The 14,243-nt window shown below is 72.6% G+C and carries 13 protein-coding genes and 1 pseudogene; 7 read left to right on the forward strand and 7 right to left on the reverse strand.

Annotated elements, in window-relative coordinates; genetic code table 11:
* Positions 1-16: 16 nt before the first annotated feature.
* From HUO13_RS03150 to HUO13_RS03160, 3 genes are all read right to left on the reverse strand, one after another.
* The gene (locus tag HUO13_RS03150) at positions 17-322 is read right to left on the reverse strand and encodes a pore-forming ESAT-6 family protein (protein ID WP_009945176.1); all 306 of its coding nucleotides are present in this window, start codon (positions 320-322) and stop codon (positions 17-19) included.
* Between the two features lie 19 nt (positions 323-341).
* Positions 342-674, reverse strand: coding sequence for a hypothetical protein (locus tag HUO13_RS03155; protein WP_211900002.1), 333 nt, complete (start codon positions 672-674; stop codon positions 342-344).
* A 445-nt stretch (positions 675-1,119) separates the two neighbouring features.
* Positions 1,120-2,073: a R2-like ligand-binding oxidase gene (locus HUO13_RS03160; RefSeq protein WP_211900003.1), complete on the reverse strand. Its 954-nt coding sequence runs from the start codon at positions 2,071-2,073 to the stop codon at positions 1,120-1,122.
* A 121-nt stretch (positions 2,074-2,194) separates the two neighbouring features.
* On the opposite strand from HUO13_RS03160, the gene HUO13_RS03165 reads away from it, so the two are divergent.
* Positions 2,195-2,818: an HAD family hydrolase gene (locus tag HUO13_RS03165; RefSeq protein ID WP_211900004.1), complete on the forward strand. Its 624-nt coding sequence runs from the start codon at positions 2,195-2,197 to the stop codon at positions 2,816-2,818.
* Here the strand turns inward: HUO13_RS03165 and HUO13_RS03170 are convergent.
* Positions 2,760-2,981, reverse strand: coding sequence for a hypothetical protein (locus HUO13_RS03170; protein WP_211900005.1), 222 nt, complete (start codon positions 2,979-2,981; stop codon positions 2,760-2,762). The genes HUO13_RS03165 and HUO13_RS03170 overlap by 59 nt on opposite strands.
* A gap of 270 nt (positions 2,982-3,251) precedes the next feature.
* Here HUO13_RS03170 and HUO13_RS38005 point away from each other — a divergent pair, with 270 nt between their 5' ends.
* Complete coding sequence (locus HUO13_RS38005; RefSeq protein WP_009945171.1) at positions 3,252-3,644, forward strand: cold-shock protein; 393 nt, start codon at positions 3,252-3,254, stop codon at positions 3,642-3,644.
* A gap of 159 nt (positions 3,645-3,803) precedes the next feature.
* Here the strand turns inward: HUO13_RS38005 and HUO13_RS03180 are convergent, their stop codons facing one another.
* From HUO13_RS03180 to HUO13_RS03190, 3 genes are all read right to left on the reverse strand, one after another.
* Entirely contained in the window at positions 3,804-4,280 is a 477-nt protein-coding gene (locus HUO13_RS03180) for a DUF2771 family protein (protein ID WP_211900006.1), read from the reverse strand.
* Between the two features lie 103 nt (positions 4,281-4,383).
* Positions 4,384-6,234 (reverse strand): MFS transporter, encoded by a 1,851-nt coding sequence (locus tag HUO13_RS03185; protein ID WP_211900007.1) that lies wholly within the window; start codon positions 6,232-6,234, stop codon positions 4,384-4,386.
* A gap of 111 nt (positions 6,235-6,345) precedes the next feature.
* Positions 6,346-7,149: a glutaminyl-peptide cyclotransferase gene (locus tag HUO13_RS03190; RefSeq protein WP_432757845.1), complete on the reverse strand. Its 804-nt coding sequence runs from the start codon at positions 7,147-7,149 to the stop codon at positions 6,346-6,348.
* A gap of 117 nt (positions 7,150-7,266) precedes the next feature.
* Between HUO13_RS03190 and HUO13_RS03195 the strand changes: the two genes are divergently transcribed.
* The 5 genes and pseudogenes from HUO13_RS03195 to HUO13_RS03210 all read left to right on the forward strand — a co-directional run bounded on the left by HUO13_RS03195 (position 7,267) and on the right by HUO13_RS03210 (position 13,930).
* Entirely contained in the window at positions 7,267-8,103 is an 837-nt protein-coding gene (locus tag HUO13_RS03195; RefSeq protein ID WP_249124415.1) for a DUF3027 domain-containing protein, read from the forward strand.
* A complete protein-coding gene (locus HUO13_RS03200; protein ID WP_211900009.1) occupies positions 8,100-11,057 on the forward strand; it encodes a sacsin N-terminal ATP-binding-like domain-containing protein in 2,958 nt (985 codons plus the stop codon). The genes HUO13_RS03195 and HUO13_RS03200 overlap by 4 nt, the downstream gene beginning before the upstream one ends.
* A 200-nt stretch (positions 11,058-11,257) precedes the next feature.
* Positions 11,258-11,473 (forward strand): annotated as a pseudogene (locus tag HUO13_RS38010) (transposase); the annotation flags it as partial.
* Entirely contained in the window at positions 11,395-12,105 is a 711-nt protein-coding gene (locus HUO13_RS03205; RefSeq protein WP_282975808.1) for an IS5 family transposase, read from the forward strand. The pseudogene HUO13_RS38010 and the gene HUO13_RS03205, both read left to right, overlap by 79 nt.
* Positions 12,106-12,730: 625 nt before the next feature.
* Positions 12,731-13,930: a helix-turn-helix domain-containing protein gene (locus tag HUO13_RS03210; protein WP_211900010.1), complete on the forward strand. Its 1,200-nt coding sequence runs from the start codon at positions 12,731-12,733 to the stop codon at positions 13,928-13,930.
* Positions 13,931-14,243 lie beyond the last annotated feature (313 nt).

A 14,243-nucleotide genomic window follows, 5' to 3' on the forward strand; every position in this document is an offset into this window, starting at 1 on the left:
ATCCTCCCCGCCGGCGTCAGCCGATGCCCTGCACCGCCGAACGCGCACGCGACAGCGCCGTGTTCGCGGAGTCGTCGTTCTGGGTCATGGTCTGCTTGACCAGGTTGATGATCTGCCGCACCTCGGTGGCCGCGGACTTCCACCGCTGCTCGACGTGGTGGTAGTCGTCGGAGACCCCGTCGGCCTGGAAGTCGGCCATCGCCGCGGCGACCGCCTGGTCGCGCTGGCCGATCACCGACTCCAGCCGCCCGATGATGCCCTGCAGGTCGCCCTGCACCGACTGCGAGACGCCGGTGTCGAAGCTGCGCCGGTCCATCGTCATGACTGCTTACCTCCCCAGGTCAGCGGGCACCGAAGCGGGCCGCGTCGAAGTTGGCCGATCCCTGCGCCGATGCGGCGTTGTCGGCCATCTCGGTGTCGCCCTGGCCGAACGAGGAGTCCATCCCGGACTGGCCGCCCAGGATCGCCCCCAGCGAGCTGTTGAGCTCGGCGGTGATCTCGTCGGCTCGGGCCTTGAAGCCGTCGAAGGCCGCGCGGCCGGCACCGTTGAACTTGCCCTGCAGCGGCTCCGCCGCGGCGATCAACTGCCGGATCAGCGCGCCCAGGTCGTCGCTGGAACCCTGGGTCTGCTTGGTCAACGACGACAGCGTCGACGACCCCATGTCGAACTTCACGCCACACCCTCCAACCCGATGGTCGTACTGCCGGGAATGCCCCTCGACCAGATCGGACGCGGCACACCCCAGTTCGGTTCCCGGTGAATCCGGCCCCATTCAAGATCGAATTCCCCCTGGCCCGGGAACAACCGGCAGCAGGTTACTCAAACCGGTGACGCACGATCAATGCGGAAGTGGCCTCGGACAACCTTCCGGACAACACCGGTTCCAAATGGACGCTGCCGTCCCGGAATCGCGCTGATCACGGAGCTGCGGAGCCGCCCGCGGATGTTGATCAGCGGCGGAGGCGGATCGCCTGGGTCGGGAGCGTGCTCAGGGGATGACCGGGGTGGCTGGGGAGAACGCCGGTATATGACAACGCCGTTATATGACGCGGCCCGCGATTCGCGGGTGCGGATCGCGGGCCGCCGGGTCCTTTTCGGAGAGAGCGGGTGCGCCGTCGCTAAGCCTTCTCCAGCGCGGCGGCGTCCTCGGCGCCGAACTGGTCCTCGAGATGTTCCGGTGAGGCGTCCACGTCGATCTGCTCCACGGGCACCCCGCGCGCGGCCGAGATCGCGCCGAGCCGGCGTCCGGCCCGGTCCGAGGCGTAGGCGGCGAGCTCGTCGATGTCCAGCCGGAACGGCGTCTCCTCCGGCGCGTCCTCCGGTCGCCACTGGATCTGCGACACCGCCAGCGGGAGAAGGTGCTGCATCTGCTCCTGCACGACGTCCCAGTTGGACTCGTCGGCCGCCACGTGCCGCCGGCAGGTGAAGGTGCCCCACGCCATGTGGCGCCGTTCGTCGTCGCCGATGCGGCGCACGACCTCCTGCATGCCCGGCAGGATGCCCCGGCTGCGGCAGATCTTCTGCCACGCGAAGTAGCCGGTCAGCGCGAGCGTGCCCTCCACGACGTGGTTGTAGGTGACCGACGCGCGTACCTGGTTGGCCGGACTCGGATCGTCGTGCAGCGCGTTGAGCGACTTCGGCAGCTCCTGGTAGAAGATCGCGCGGTAGCCGGGGTTCTCGGCGACGTGGGAGTGCAGGTCCTCGGTGAGTCCGACCGCGTCCATCCACAGCCGGAAGACCTGGGTGTGCTTGGCCTCCTCGAAGCAGAACTGCGACAGGTACATCTCGTCGCCGAAGCGGCCCTCGGCCGCCATCGCCGCCATGAACGGCTGGATGTCCTCGGTGACCGCCTCCTCGCCGGCGATGAACTGCGAGCACAGCATCGCCACGCTGCGCTGCTCCTCCTCGGAGAGGTTCTGCCAGTCCTCGGCGTCCTGGCTGAAGTCGATGTCGGCCGGGTTCCAGAACTTCGCGTTGCCCTTGGTGAACAGCCGCAGCGGCAGCGAGTCCCAGTTCAGGCCGCCTGCCCGCAGGGAGTGGAAGTCTTCGCGGAAGGTCGCGGTGCTCGTCATCGGGCCGCTCCAGCTCGCCGGGATGTGAGGAAAGTTACTGGTTGATTTTCGATACGGCGCAGTTCCGCGTCAAGGCTCGGTCGTTCACCGGACCGGGTGAGCGCCCTCCTAGGCTGGGCGGGTGACCACAGTCGGCTTCGACCTGGACCTGACCCTCATCGACCCCCGCGCCGGGGTGGTCGAGGTGTTCGCCGCGCTCGGCGCGGAGTTCGCCCTCGACCTCGACGGCGAGCACATCGCGGCCAACCTCGGGCCGCCGCTGCCGTCGGTCCTGCGCGGCTACGGATTCGACGAGCCGCTGGTCGAACGCCTCGTCGCCCGGTTCCGGGAGCTGTATCCGAGCGTCGTCATCCCGGCCACGGCGGCGATGCCCGGGGCGTCCGACGCGCTGGCCGCGGCCCGCTCGGACGGTGGTCGAAGCCTGGTCGTCACCGGCAAGTTCGAGCCCAACGCCGCGCTGCACGTCTCGGCCTTCGAGTGGGAGGTCGACCACCTCAGCGGCGACGTGTTCGCCGAGGCCAAGGGCGAGGTGCTGCTGGCGCAGGGCGCGCAGGTCTACGTCGGCGACCACGTGGCCGACATCGCGGGCGCGCGGACCGCCGGGGCGGTCGCGGTGGCGGTGGCCACCGGGCCCTACGACACCGACGCGCTCGCGGCGGCGGGCGCCGACGTCGTGCTGGCCGACCTCACCGAGTTCCCCGACTGGCTCGCCGGCTACGAACGACGATCGCGACAACACCGGTGACCAGCCCGGCCGGGGCGAGCAGCGTCGCCAGGTTCAGCCACAGCGGCAGGTCGGTGCTTCCGGCCGCGTAGAGGGCGAACACGGCGACGACGGCGATCAGGCCGAGCCCGAACATGCCCATCGCCACGGGCATCACGGCGGACCTGGAACTCGAACTGGCCATGCCCGCAAGCGTATTCCGGCACCCGCTCCCACCCGGAAGGCGGCGTCGCGAAGGCTGGACGATGACCGCGAGGTTACGGGTACCCTAGAGTGACGCGCCCCGGGCACGCTCGACTGCGTGGCGTATGCGGGGCGCTTTCGTCGTGCTGGGCCCAGGTCCCGGCCGGCGAAGACGAGCATCGGCGAAACTCCAGCGCCGGCGGCCGGGGCCGCCGGTGGTTCGGCCCGGAGGGGCCGACATGATCGCAAACGACAGGGAACGGTGAGGACAGTGCCGACCGGCAGGGTCAAGTGGTTCGACGCGGAGAAGGGCTTCGGCTTCGTGACCCAGGACGGTGGGGAGGACGTGTACGTGCGGGCCTCCGCGCTGCCGTCCGGCGTCGAGTCGCTCAAGACCGGACAGCGGGTCGACTTCGACATGGCCCAGGGCCGCCGCGGTCCGCAGGCGCTCAAGGTGCAGCTGCTCGACCCGCCGCCGTCGGTGGTGGAAGCGCGCCGCAGGCCGGCCGACGAGCTGCACGGCATGGTCGACGACATGATCAAGCTGCTCGAGCTCAAGGTGCTGCCCGACCTGCGCCGCGGGCGCTACCCCGACCGCAAGGTCTCCAAGCGCATCGGCGAGGTCGTGCGCGCCGTCGCCAGGGAGCTCGACCCGGGCGCCTGAGCCCGAGGGCCGCGCTCCGGCGCTGCGCTGCGCCGCCGCCGTGTTCCCCGTGCCGGCCGGTTCCCGTCGCCGCGGGGCCGTGGTTGCCCCGTGCCGCCGTCATCGGCTTTCCCCGTGCCGACGGGTTCCCGTCGCCGCCGCTTGCGGCAGCCGCCGGGATCACGGGTTGACGTCGAGGATCCAGCTACCGCCGATCACGAAGTCCACGCCGCCCTCGGTGCCCGGGCTGAGCAGTGCGGAGAACCGCTGGACCTCGACGTGCTCGAACTGCACGCCGTCGCCGGGGAGCTGGAGGGTGTAGGCGTGGCGGTCGCCGCCGGTGAACACCTCGGTCTTGCCGCCGACCTCCTCGCCGGAGGTCGTCCGGTAGATGAAGGCCACCTGCCACGGGGCCTCGGCCACGTCGCTGGGCACCGAGATCTGCAGCGGCTCGCGCCCGGGGACCCGCAGCTTGCCGATCGGTTCGGCGGGCGGCGGCGAACACTTCTCGCCCAGCGCGTCGCAGTACTGCGCGGGTGCGACCTCCACCGCCTGCCCGTGCGAGTAGAAGGTGACCTGCGGATCGGCGGGTGCGGAGCAACCCGCGAGCGCCACGGCGGTGCCTGCCAGCAGTAGCGGTTTCAGTCCTCGGAACACGAGCCGAGCCTACGACGCGTCCTCGCGAGAAGTCGGCGCGGATCACGAGGGGCGACCTGCGTCACACGGTGGGCCCGGTTTCAGGTGGCGGAGGTCACCGCGATCAGGTCGCGGTGCGGGTTGCCGCCGAGGAGCCCCGCCGCCAGAACGTCCTCGCCAGCAGCGAGCCGCCTCGCCCGGCCAGCACGGTCTGGGCCAGCACGAGCGCGAGCAGCACCGCCACGACCGTGAAGCCGATCCAGTACACCGGCGGCAGCAGTACCCCGAGCGCTCCGCCGAAGACCCAGCTCAGCTGCAACACCGTCTCCGAGCGGCCGAAGGCCGAGGCGCGAGACGCCTCGGGCATGTCCCGCTGGACCACCGCGTCCAGGCAGACCTTCGCCAGCGCGCTGCAGGTCGCGCCGACCAGGCCCACGACCACCGCCATCGGCAGACCCGCCAGCACCGCCGCGCACACCGTGACGGCCAGCGCGCTGCCGAGGCAGGCCACGATCAGCCGGTCGGGCTTGCCGAACGACATCCGGGCGCCGACACCGTTGCCGAGGAAGCTGCCCAGCCCCGCCGCGCAGCCGACCATGCCCAGCAGCACGAGCTGCATGAACGGATCGGTCTGGGTGCCCTGCTTGATCACGAACGCGGCGAACAGCGTCAGGAACCCGGTGAGCAGCCGGATGCCGCCGTTGCCCCACAGCGCGACCACGACGTGACCGGTCAGCGGGGTGCGTTCCGCGCGGCGCGGGTGCGAGCTGATCGAGGCGGGCACCTCGCCCTCGGTGCTCTCCACCCAGGCGGGGATGCGCAGGCAGAGCCACACCCCGCAGGCCGCCATCGCGGCCATGAACCACAGCGCGCCCTCCGACCCCAGCAGCCACGCGAAACCCGACGCCACCGCGCCGAACACGCCGCCCGCGGCCATGCCGAAGGTGGTGAGCCTGGAGTTCGCGGTGGTCAGCGTGATCGCCTGAGGCAGTACGCGGGGCGTCATCGCCGCCTTGAGCACACCGAAGGACTTCGACAGCACCATGCAGCCGAGCGCCGCCGGGTACAGCAGCCAGCTGTTGAAGTTCAGCGCCATCACCGCCGCCAGCAGCACCCGGATGCCGAACGACGCCGCGAGCGCCAGCCGCCTGCCCCTCTGCAACCTGTCGAGGGCGGGCCCGATGACCGGTGCGATCACCGCGAACGGCGCGACCGTGATCAGCAGGTACAGCGCGACCTTGTCCTTGCTCTCGCCGGTCGCGGCGGAGAAGAACAGGGTGTTGGCCAGGGCGACGGCCATCGCCGCGTCGACGGCGTAGTTGCCCATGACGGCGTAGGTGAAGCGCGCCAGCCCGGAGCGGTCGGCGCCGTCGGCGTGCGCTGCGGAGAAGAACAGGCGCATCGCGCGCTGGGTGAGGTCGCGGCTGCGCCACGCGGCGACGCGGGTGACGGTCAGCTTGCGCGGCGGCGCGGTTCCGCGCGCACCATCCGTCTCGTCGAAGTCGCCGGGGTCCGCGCGCTCGCCGGGCTCGTCGCGGAACGAGTGGTGGTCGCGGGGCAGCGGGGGCAGCCGGGAAGTGCGGTAGCGGGGTCGGTGCTCGTCGTCGTCCCAGGGGTAGCGGCGCGGCGGCGCCTCGAAGCGCTGCTCGCTGCGCTGCGCCTGGTCGGCGCTGCCGTGCTGTTCGCGCCGGCGGGTCCACTTGCGGCGCTGGCCGTTTCCGCGGGTGGACTTGCCGTCGGGGTCGGTCTCGCGGGTGGACTTGCCGTGGGAGTCGGTTTCGCGGGTGGACTTGCCGGGCGGATCGTCTTCGCGAGTGCGGCCGTCGCGCGGTTCTTCCCCGCGTGCGCGCGCGTAGGAGGCGGAGATCGCGTCGCCTTCACGCGCACTCAGCCCGTCGTAGTCACCGCGCTTGCCGCGCTGGCCGGCGCCCCAACCCGCGCGGCCGCGCGGCTGCTGATCACGCCGCCCGCCCATACCGCCATCCTGCCCCACCCCGGGCCGGTAACCGATATCGGCCGACACGCCGAGACCCCGACACGCCCGGCGGCCCGAACCTTCGCCGCGTCGCGGCATCCGCCCGCCCGCTCACGCGGGGGCGAAGCGGACGCGGTAGAGGTGCGGCCAGTACTTGCCGGTGATCAGGAACTCGTCGGTGCCGGGCACGGCCGCGATGCCGTTGAGGACGTCGGCGCTCGCGCGCTCCTGCGGGGTCAGCAGGCCCGACGCGTCCACGACCGCGGTGACCTGCCCGGTCGCCGGATCGATGCGCAGGATCTGGTCGGTGTGCCAGACGTTCGCCCAGACGTGGCCGCCCGCGCACTCCAGCTCGTTGAGGTCGCCGACCTCCTCGCCGCCGGCACGGACCGCCACCTCGCCCGCCGGGGCGAAGGTGGCGGGGTCGCGGAAGGTCAGCCGGGAGCTGCCGTCGCTCATGACCAGCCGGGCGCCGTCGTGGCACAGCCCCCAGCCCTCGCCGGAGTAGCCCACTCGGCGCAGCTCGCGCAGGCTCGCCCGGTCGCGCTCGATCGCGACCCCTTCCTGCCACGTCAACTGCCATATACGGTCACCCTCGACGGTGATGCCCTCGCCGAAGAGCTCCGGTGGCAGCCGGTCCTCCCGGTGCACGGCTCCGGTGGCCGGGTCGGTGGCCCGCATCCGGGAGCCGCCGTAGGTGCCGGTGCCTTCGTAGAGGGTGCCGTCGGCCAGTTCCAAGCCCTGGGTGAATGAGGAGCGGTCGTGCGGGAGCACGTTGATCACCTCGACACGAAGGTGTGGCAGGCTTCCCGCGTGCCCAATGCCCTCATCGGACTGCTCGCGGTGCTGCTCGCCGTCGCGCTCCGCTGGTTCTGGCGGCGCGCACGCCACCAGCCCCAGGCAGCAGACGAGCATCCCGCCGGCCAGCACACGTCCCGTGTTGAACAAGCGCACCCCGAAAGCCTGACACGGCCGCAGGCGTCCCCGATGCCGTACGGCACAATCGAGCACGTGACGCCTTTGCCTGCTCCGATGACCAGCCCAGGCGCGTCGTTCGACGAACCTGTGGAGCCCGTCGGCGCGCCCGCGCGCCCGGACCCGATGCTCGTCGAGGCCGTCGGCATCGCCCGCGAGGCGGCGGAGGACGAGGCCGCGCCGGGTGACGACCCGGTCGGCTCGCCGGTGCTGACGGTGGACGCCGAGGGCGGTGACCCGGTCGGCGAGCACGTCGGGTTCGAGACCGAGGGCGAGCACGCGCTCACCCACTACTTCGAGTCGAACTACCCCGGCTACGTGGGCTGGCGCTGGGCGGTCACGGTCGCGGCGGTGCCGGGCGAGCCGGTCACCGTCAGCGAGGTCGTGCTGCTGCCCGGTCCGAGTGCGCTGACCGCGCCGGAGTGGGTGCCGTGGAGCCGGCGCGTCCGGCCGGGCGACCTGGGCGCGGGCGACCTGCTGCCCAGCGGCCCCGAGGACCACCGGCTCGCGCCGGGCTACCTCGCCAACGACGATCCCGCGGTGGAGTCGCTGGCCAGGGAGGTCGGGCTCGGCCGCAAGCGGGTCATGAGCCGGGAAGGGCGGCTGGAGGCCGCCGAGCGCTGGCACAACGGCGAGTTCGGCCCGCGCTCCGAGATCGCCAGGCTCGCCCCCGGCGCGTGCGGGACCTGCGGGTTCTTCATGCAGCTCGCGGGTTCGATGGGCGCGGCCTTCGGGGTGTGCGCCAACGAGATCGCCCCTGCCGACGGCCGCGTCGTGCACGCCGAGTTCGGCTGCGGCGCGCACTCGGAGGCCGAGGTCGACACGTCCTCGACGGTGCCGGTGGCCGAGGTGGTCTACGACGACGCCACCCTGGACTTCGAGCCGCGAGGGTGAACGGCACCGACGTCTTCGGCACTGCCGAGCTGCGGCAGGCGGTGCTCCAGTCCTGGCAGTCCTCGCCCACGCGGTTCCGCGAGGACGCCAACGCCGAAGAGGACCTGCGGCTGGGCGGTTACCGCGACCGGCTGCTGGTCGAGCTGGCCCAGAACGCCGCCGACGCCGCCGGGTCCAAGGGCGTGCTGCGCGTGCGGCTGGCCGACGGCGAGCTGCGGGTGGCCAACACCGGTGAGCCGCTGACGGCCGAGGGCGTGGCGGGCCTGGCCTCGCTGCGCGCGTCGGCCAAGCGCGAGGGTTCGACGGTCGGCCGCTACGGCGTGGGTTTCGCCGCGGTGCTCGCTGTGTCGGAGGAACCGCGCGTGGTGTCGGCGTCCGGTTCGGTGGCGTTCTCCGCGGAACGCACCAGGCAGGAGGCCGCGCGGCTGCCCGGCCCGGCCGAGGAGCTGTCCGCCCGCGCAGGCGAGGTGCCGGTGCTGCGGCTGGTGTGGCCGCTGGAGGACGCGGCGCCGCCGGAGGGTTTCGCCACCGAGGTCCGGCTGCCGCTGCGTCCGGACGTCGACGCGGACGCGCTGCTGGCGTCCTTCGCCGAGCAGGCGTCCGGCCTGCTGCTCGCGCTGCCCGCGCTCACCGAGATCCACATCGGCGAGCAGACCTGGTACCGCACCGACGAGGGCCGGGACCGCGTCGTGGTCCACGGCCCGCGGGGCGCCGAGCGCTGGCAGGTCCACCGGGGCGCCGGGCAGGTCGGTGAGACCGCGCTGGCCGGACTCGGGGTGGAGGCCAGGCGGGAGACCGGGTGGTGGGTCTGCTGGGCCGCTCCGCTCGACGCCGACGGCGTGCCGGTGCCGCTCGAGCAGGACGTGCTGCACGCCCCGACCCCGACCGACGAGCGGCTGTCGCTGCCCGCGCGGCTGCTCGCGAGCGTGCCGATGGAGGCCGACCGGCGCCGCGCGGCGGCATCGCCCGCCACCGACCAGGTGCTGGTCCGCGCCGCCGAGCGCTACCCGGAGCTGGTCGCCGGAATCGCCCCCGAGCACCGGCCCGCGCTGGTGCCGTTACCGGGCTTCCCGATGTCCGATGTGGACGACAAGCTGCGGCAGGCGGTGACCGACCGGCTGCGGGTCGCCGAGTGGCTGCCGCGCGCCGGCGGCGGGCTGGTCGCGCCCCTGGAGGCGCGGGTGCTGGACCAGGCGCTGCCGGAACTGGTCGAGCTGCTGCGCGACGCCGTGCCGGGGCTGCTGACCGCCGAGATGTCCGAGCTGCGGCACCGCAGGGCGCTGGGCGCGCTGGAGATCCGGCGGCTCGGCCCGGCCGAGATCGTGCAGGCCGTCACCGGCCTGGAACGTCCTGCCGCGTGGTGGAACCGCCTGTACGAGGCGCTGCGGCCGATCGCGAGCGCCGACAGCCAGGCGCGCGAGGAGTTCGCCGCGCTGCCGGTCCCGCTGGCCGACGGACGCACCGTCACCGGCGTGCGCGACGTGCTGCTCGGCTCCGACGCCGACCCGGCGGGCGTGCTGTCCACACTGGACATCTCGGGGCTGCGGATCGTGCACCCCGAAGCGGCGCACCCGATGCTGGAGGAGCTCGGCGCGCGCCCGGCGGGCCCTGACGAGCTGCTCGACTCGCCGTCGCTGACCGAAGCGGTGCGCGGCAGCGTCACCGACGCCCACACCAGCGTCGACGCCAGGGCGCTGGCCGACGCCGTGCTCGGCCTGGTCGAGCGGTCCCGTCCCCGCGACTGGCTCGGCGCGTTGGCGCTGCCCGACTCCGAGGGCGGCTTCCGCCGCGCCGACGAACTGCTGCTGCCCGAGGCCGCCCTGCGCGAGGTGCTGGCTCCGGACGCCCCGCTCGGCGTCGTGGACGCCGAGTTCGCCGCGCGCTGGCCCGCCGGCCTGCTGCGCTCCATCGGCGTCGTCGACTCGTTCGTCGTGCACGTCGAGGAGGAGCCCGCCGAGCCCGACACCGGTTTCGCCGGCGCCGAGCGGTGGTGGCTCGACAACGAGGCCGAGCAGCACGACCAGTGGCCGCCCGACCGCTTCGTCGGCATCCGGGACCTCGACCTGGTCGCAGAGGACGCCTGGCCCGCCGCGATCCGGCTGCTGGCCGAGGACCCCGAGACCCTGCGCGCGCTGCGCGACCCCGCCGGCTACCCGGCCTGGTGGATCGCCCGCCACGCGTCGCTGGCCGGGCATCCGCCGCGCCACTGGCGGCTGGCGGCGGCCGAGGAGATCGCGGGGCTCTACGACCCGGTTCCCGACGTCGGCCTGGACACCGAGCAGCTCCGCCTGGCAGGCGTCCGCGACGCGATGCGTGTCGACGACGCGGGCGACGCCGCTGACCTGATCGAGCGCCTCGGCGACGTGGACCGCGCGTTGCGGGCGGGTACCGCGCTGCGGGCGCACCGGGCGCTGGCCGACGCGGTCGCGTGCGGGGTCATCGACCCCTCGGAGGTCGAGCCGCCGCACTCGGTGCGCTCGCTGTCCGGCGCCGTGGTCAGCGCGGAGCGCGCGGCGGTGCTCGACGAGCCGTGGATGCTGGGCGTGCTCGACGCGCCGCTGCTGGTCTCCGGCGGCAGCCCGGACCAGTTCGACGCCGAGGCGCTGGCGGAGCTGTTCGACCTGCCGCTGGCGTCGGAGGAGAACGCCATGCGGGTCCAGGGGCCGGGACGCGCCCAGCGGTGGTGCGACGTCGCGCGCGTCGCCACGTCGTGCGAGCTGCTGGGCATCGCGGTGCCGACCGGCGAGGTCACACTGCACGACACGCTGGTCGTCGAGTCCGCGACCGCCGGCCACCGGGTGCACTGGTGGGTGGACACCGGCGGCGCTGTGCACGCCGAGCGCACGCCGGACGGTCTCGGCCGCGCCCTGGCGTGGGCGGCGGGGAGCTGGGGCGAGCGGTTCGCCCTCGGGGCACTGCTCGCCGACCCGGAAGCGACGACGCTGCTGCGCTAGTAGCCGGCGGACGGGCGCTGCCGCGCTAGGGCGTGTCTCGAAGTGGTGGGCTGGGTGGGGTCTGTGTCGGCGTGTCGTTGATCAAATAGGTGAGGTCTCCGGTAGATCGATCATCGACCAAGAAGATCAAGAATACCGGAGACCTCGTGACCAGCGTAGCGGTGACGGGACGGGCGGATCTGACCGACGCGCAGTGGAGTGTGCTGGAACCTCTGCTGCCTGTCGGGACGAAGCCGGGCCGCCCGCCGACATGGACCAGACGCCAGCTCATCGACGGGATTCGCTGGCGGGTGCGGGCCGGGACACCCTGGCGGGACGTGCCCCCGGCTTATGGGTCGTGGCAGGCGGTCTATGGGCTGTTTCGTCGCTGGCAGCGCGCCGGGGTCTGGGCACAGATCGTGGCCGCGCTGCAGACCCGTGCCGACGCCGCGGGGTTGATCACCTGGGATGTCAGCGTCGACTCGACCATCGCCCGCGCGCACCAGCACGCCGCCGGCGCGCGGAAAAGGGGGCTGATCAGCGCGAGCCTCCGGGCGGGGTCGGCGAACCGGAGCCCGATGATCACGCGCTCGGGCGGTCGCGGGGCGGGTGGACCACCAAGCTGCATCTGGCCGCCGAGCAGGGGCAGAAACCGCTGTCGCTGGTCATCACCGCCGGGCAGCGGGGTGATTCGCCGCAGTTTCGGGTCGTGCTGGGCCGTATTCGAGTGGCCCGGCCGGGGCGTGGTCGGCCCCGGACCCGCCCGGATCGGGTGCTGGCCGACAAGGCCTACGGCTCCCGGGACAACCGGGCCTACCTGCGCCGACGCGGTGTTCGATGCACGATCCCGCAGAAAGCCGACCAGGAACGTCACCGCAAAGCCAAAGGGCGTGCGGGTGGACGACCACCGGCCTTCGACGAACAGGTCTACCAGCAGCGCCACGCCGTGGAATGCGCCATCAACCGGCTCAAGCGCCACCGCGCCGTGGCCACCAGATACGACAAGCTCGCCGTCCGCTACGAAGCCACCGTCCAGATCGCAGCCATCAACGAATGGCTCCGACTTTGAAACACGCCCTAGGACGCGTTTCGGATGTGGCTTGCGTAGTGGGTCGCCTGGCGGAACCTCAGCCGCCTTCTCGCTCCGGGATCTCCGGCTGATGTATGTCCGGCGGCCGTGAGCGGTCGTCGGCGCGCACCCCGCGCCCGGGGTGCGCGCCCGACCCGCGGGCGCCGCCGCGGCCTCACCTGCTCGAGACGGAGGCGGATGCGTCCAGCCGGACGCACTTGTCGCAGCCGCTGCGCCGGTGGCGGCAGGACGGTTCGGCTATCGGGACCCCGCACACCGTCTGGTCCTCGTTCTCCCGCCTGATGTGCACTATCCCGTCGGACGTGGTGTGAGTCGGACCGAAGATCATGAGGCCACCTGCCGCCGCCGGTCGCACGCGGGCCGGCGGACTGCTCCGGACGGCGCGTTCGCGAGTGGTCCGTTCCCCGGGCACCGGCACATGGCCATCACATCCCCTCTTCTGTTACAGGCTGTGCTGGTACAACTACGAATTTAGAAGTGCGCCATCACATGGAGTGACAGCGAAGTGACAGTCCTCGCCTGGGAAGTCACGGATCGTGTCATGGGGCGCGGTATGCACGTAGCCTGTCGAGTGCCCTCGTCGACCTTCGCGTAGGAGGCCAACATGCCGTCCACCGGTTCCGGGCTGACCATCGGTGAGCGATTGGCGATGGCCCGCAAGGTCGCGGGACTCAGCCAGCACGCCCTCGCCACCCGTGCCGCGTACAGCGTGAGCATGGTGCGGGCGGTGGAGCAGGGCAGGGAGCCCGCGTCCCCCGCGTTCGTCGCGGCGGCGGCCCGCGCACTGGGCATCGAGGCCGAGGAGCTGTACGGGCAGCCCTACCGCGAGCTGCTGGGCGACGACGGGGGAGTGGACGGGCTGTTCGAGCTCCGGACCCTGTTCGCCGAGGGCTGCTACGTCGAGCCGCTGGTCCCGGCTCCGCTCGACGAGCTCGACGCCGAGATGCGGCGGCTGCGCCAGATGCGCCACACCGACCGCGCCCGGCAGGCGATCGAGACGATGCCCGTGCTGCTGCGCCAGATCTACGGCGCGGTGCGCGAGGCGTCCGCCGACGAGGACCGCGAACGCGCGTACCGGCTGCTGGCGCAGGGTTATGCGAACACGGCGCAGATGCTCTACCGCTTCGGCTGGCTGGCGCTGGCGACCCAGGCGCTGGACCGGATGGAGCTGGCCGCCGAGCGCTCGGGCGGGCCGCACCTGCTCGCCCACGCCACCCAGCAGCGGGCGCTGCTGCTGATGTCGCACGCGTCCTACGACGTCGGCGAGCGGCTGGTCGAGCGCTCGCTCGGGCTGCTGGAGCGCGAGGAGGAGAGCGAGGGCGTCCTGGCGTTGCGCGGTTCGGCGCACCTGCGGGGCGCGATCATCTGCGCCCGCAAGCACGACGAGACCCGGGCCAGGGAGCACATCGCCCACGCCCGCCGGTACGGCGCGCGGATCGGGCGCCAGTCCAGCGCCTACGACACCAGTTTCGGGCCCGGCAACGTGGAGATCCACGACACCGCGGTCTCCCTGGAGGTCGGCGACCCGTGGCGGGCGGCGCGCGACGGATCGGCGCTGGACATCCCCGCCGACGTGACGCCCACGCGGGCGGGACACCACTGGCAGGACGTCGCCCGCGCCTGGGTGCTGTCCGGCGAGCACGGCAAGGCGCTCGGGGCGTTGAACAAGGCCCGGGCCATCGCGCCGCAGCAGACGCGCTACCACCCGCAGGTGCACGAGACGGCCCGGCTGATCGCCCTCGCCGAGCGCCGCAAGTCCGACAGCATCGCGCACTTCACCGCCTGGCTCGGCATCAAGGTCTGACCGCCGCCCGCGGGGTCGGCGATCGGAGCCTTCTCGCACTGCGCAGGTTTTCCCGTGCGGGGAACCGAGTTCACCCCACGGAGGGCGGAACACGCGCAAATTCACCGTGACGCGTTCGCCCGAATTTCGTGAATGCTGGGCCGGCGGTCGTGTCGAACGCATCCGCCGGGTGTGGTGGCGCTATTGCCAAAAGCCCGATTCGGGTGCGTCGTCGGCTTCTACCTCGGCATTTCCGTCTGGTGCTCGACCGCAACGTTCGGGCGAATGCCGCGACCCTGCCGAATCGCGCCGCGCATCGCGATGCCGAATGGCG

This window comes from Saccharopolyspora erythraea (assembly GCF_018141105.1).
Lineage (GTDB): Bacteria > Actinomycetota > Actinomycetes > Mycobacteriales > Pseudonocardiaceae > Saccharopolyspora_D > Saccharopolyspora_D erythraea_A.

Bases quoted from the DNA above. Each gene is read 5' to 3' on its own strand.
- HUO13_RS03190 (WP_432757845.1), bottom strand. From the start codon at position 7,149: ATGCTCGTCTGCTGCCTGGGGCTGGTGGCGTGCGCGCCGCCAGAACCA.
- HUO13_RS03160 (WP_211900003.1), bottom strand. From the start codon at position 2,073: ATGACGAGCACCGCGACCTTCCGCGAAGACTTCCACTCCCTGCGGGCA.
- HUO13_RS03150 (WP_009945176.1), bottom strand. From the start codon at position 322: ATGACGATGGACCGGCGCAGCTTCGACACCGGCGTCTCGCAGTCGGTG.
- HUO13_RS03210 (WP_211900010.1), top strand. From the start codon at position 12,731: ATGCCGTCCACCGGTTCCGGGCTGACCATCGGTGAGCGATTGGCGATG.
- HUO13_RS03185 (WP_211900007.1), bottom strand. From the start codon at position 6,234: ATGGGCGGGCGGCGTGATCAGCAGCCGCGCGGCCGCGCGGGTTGGGGC.
- HUO13_RS03195 (WP_249124415.1), top strand. From the start codon at position 7,267: ATGACCAGCCCAGGCGCGTCGTTCGACGAACCTGTGGAGCCCGTCGGC.
- HUO13_RS03170 (WP_211900005.1), bottom strand. From the start codon at position 2,981: ATGGCCAGTTCGAGTTCCAGGTCCGCCGTGATGCCCGTGGCGATGGGC.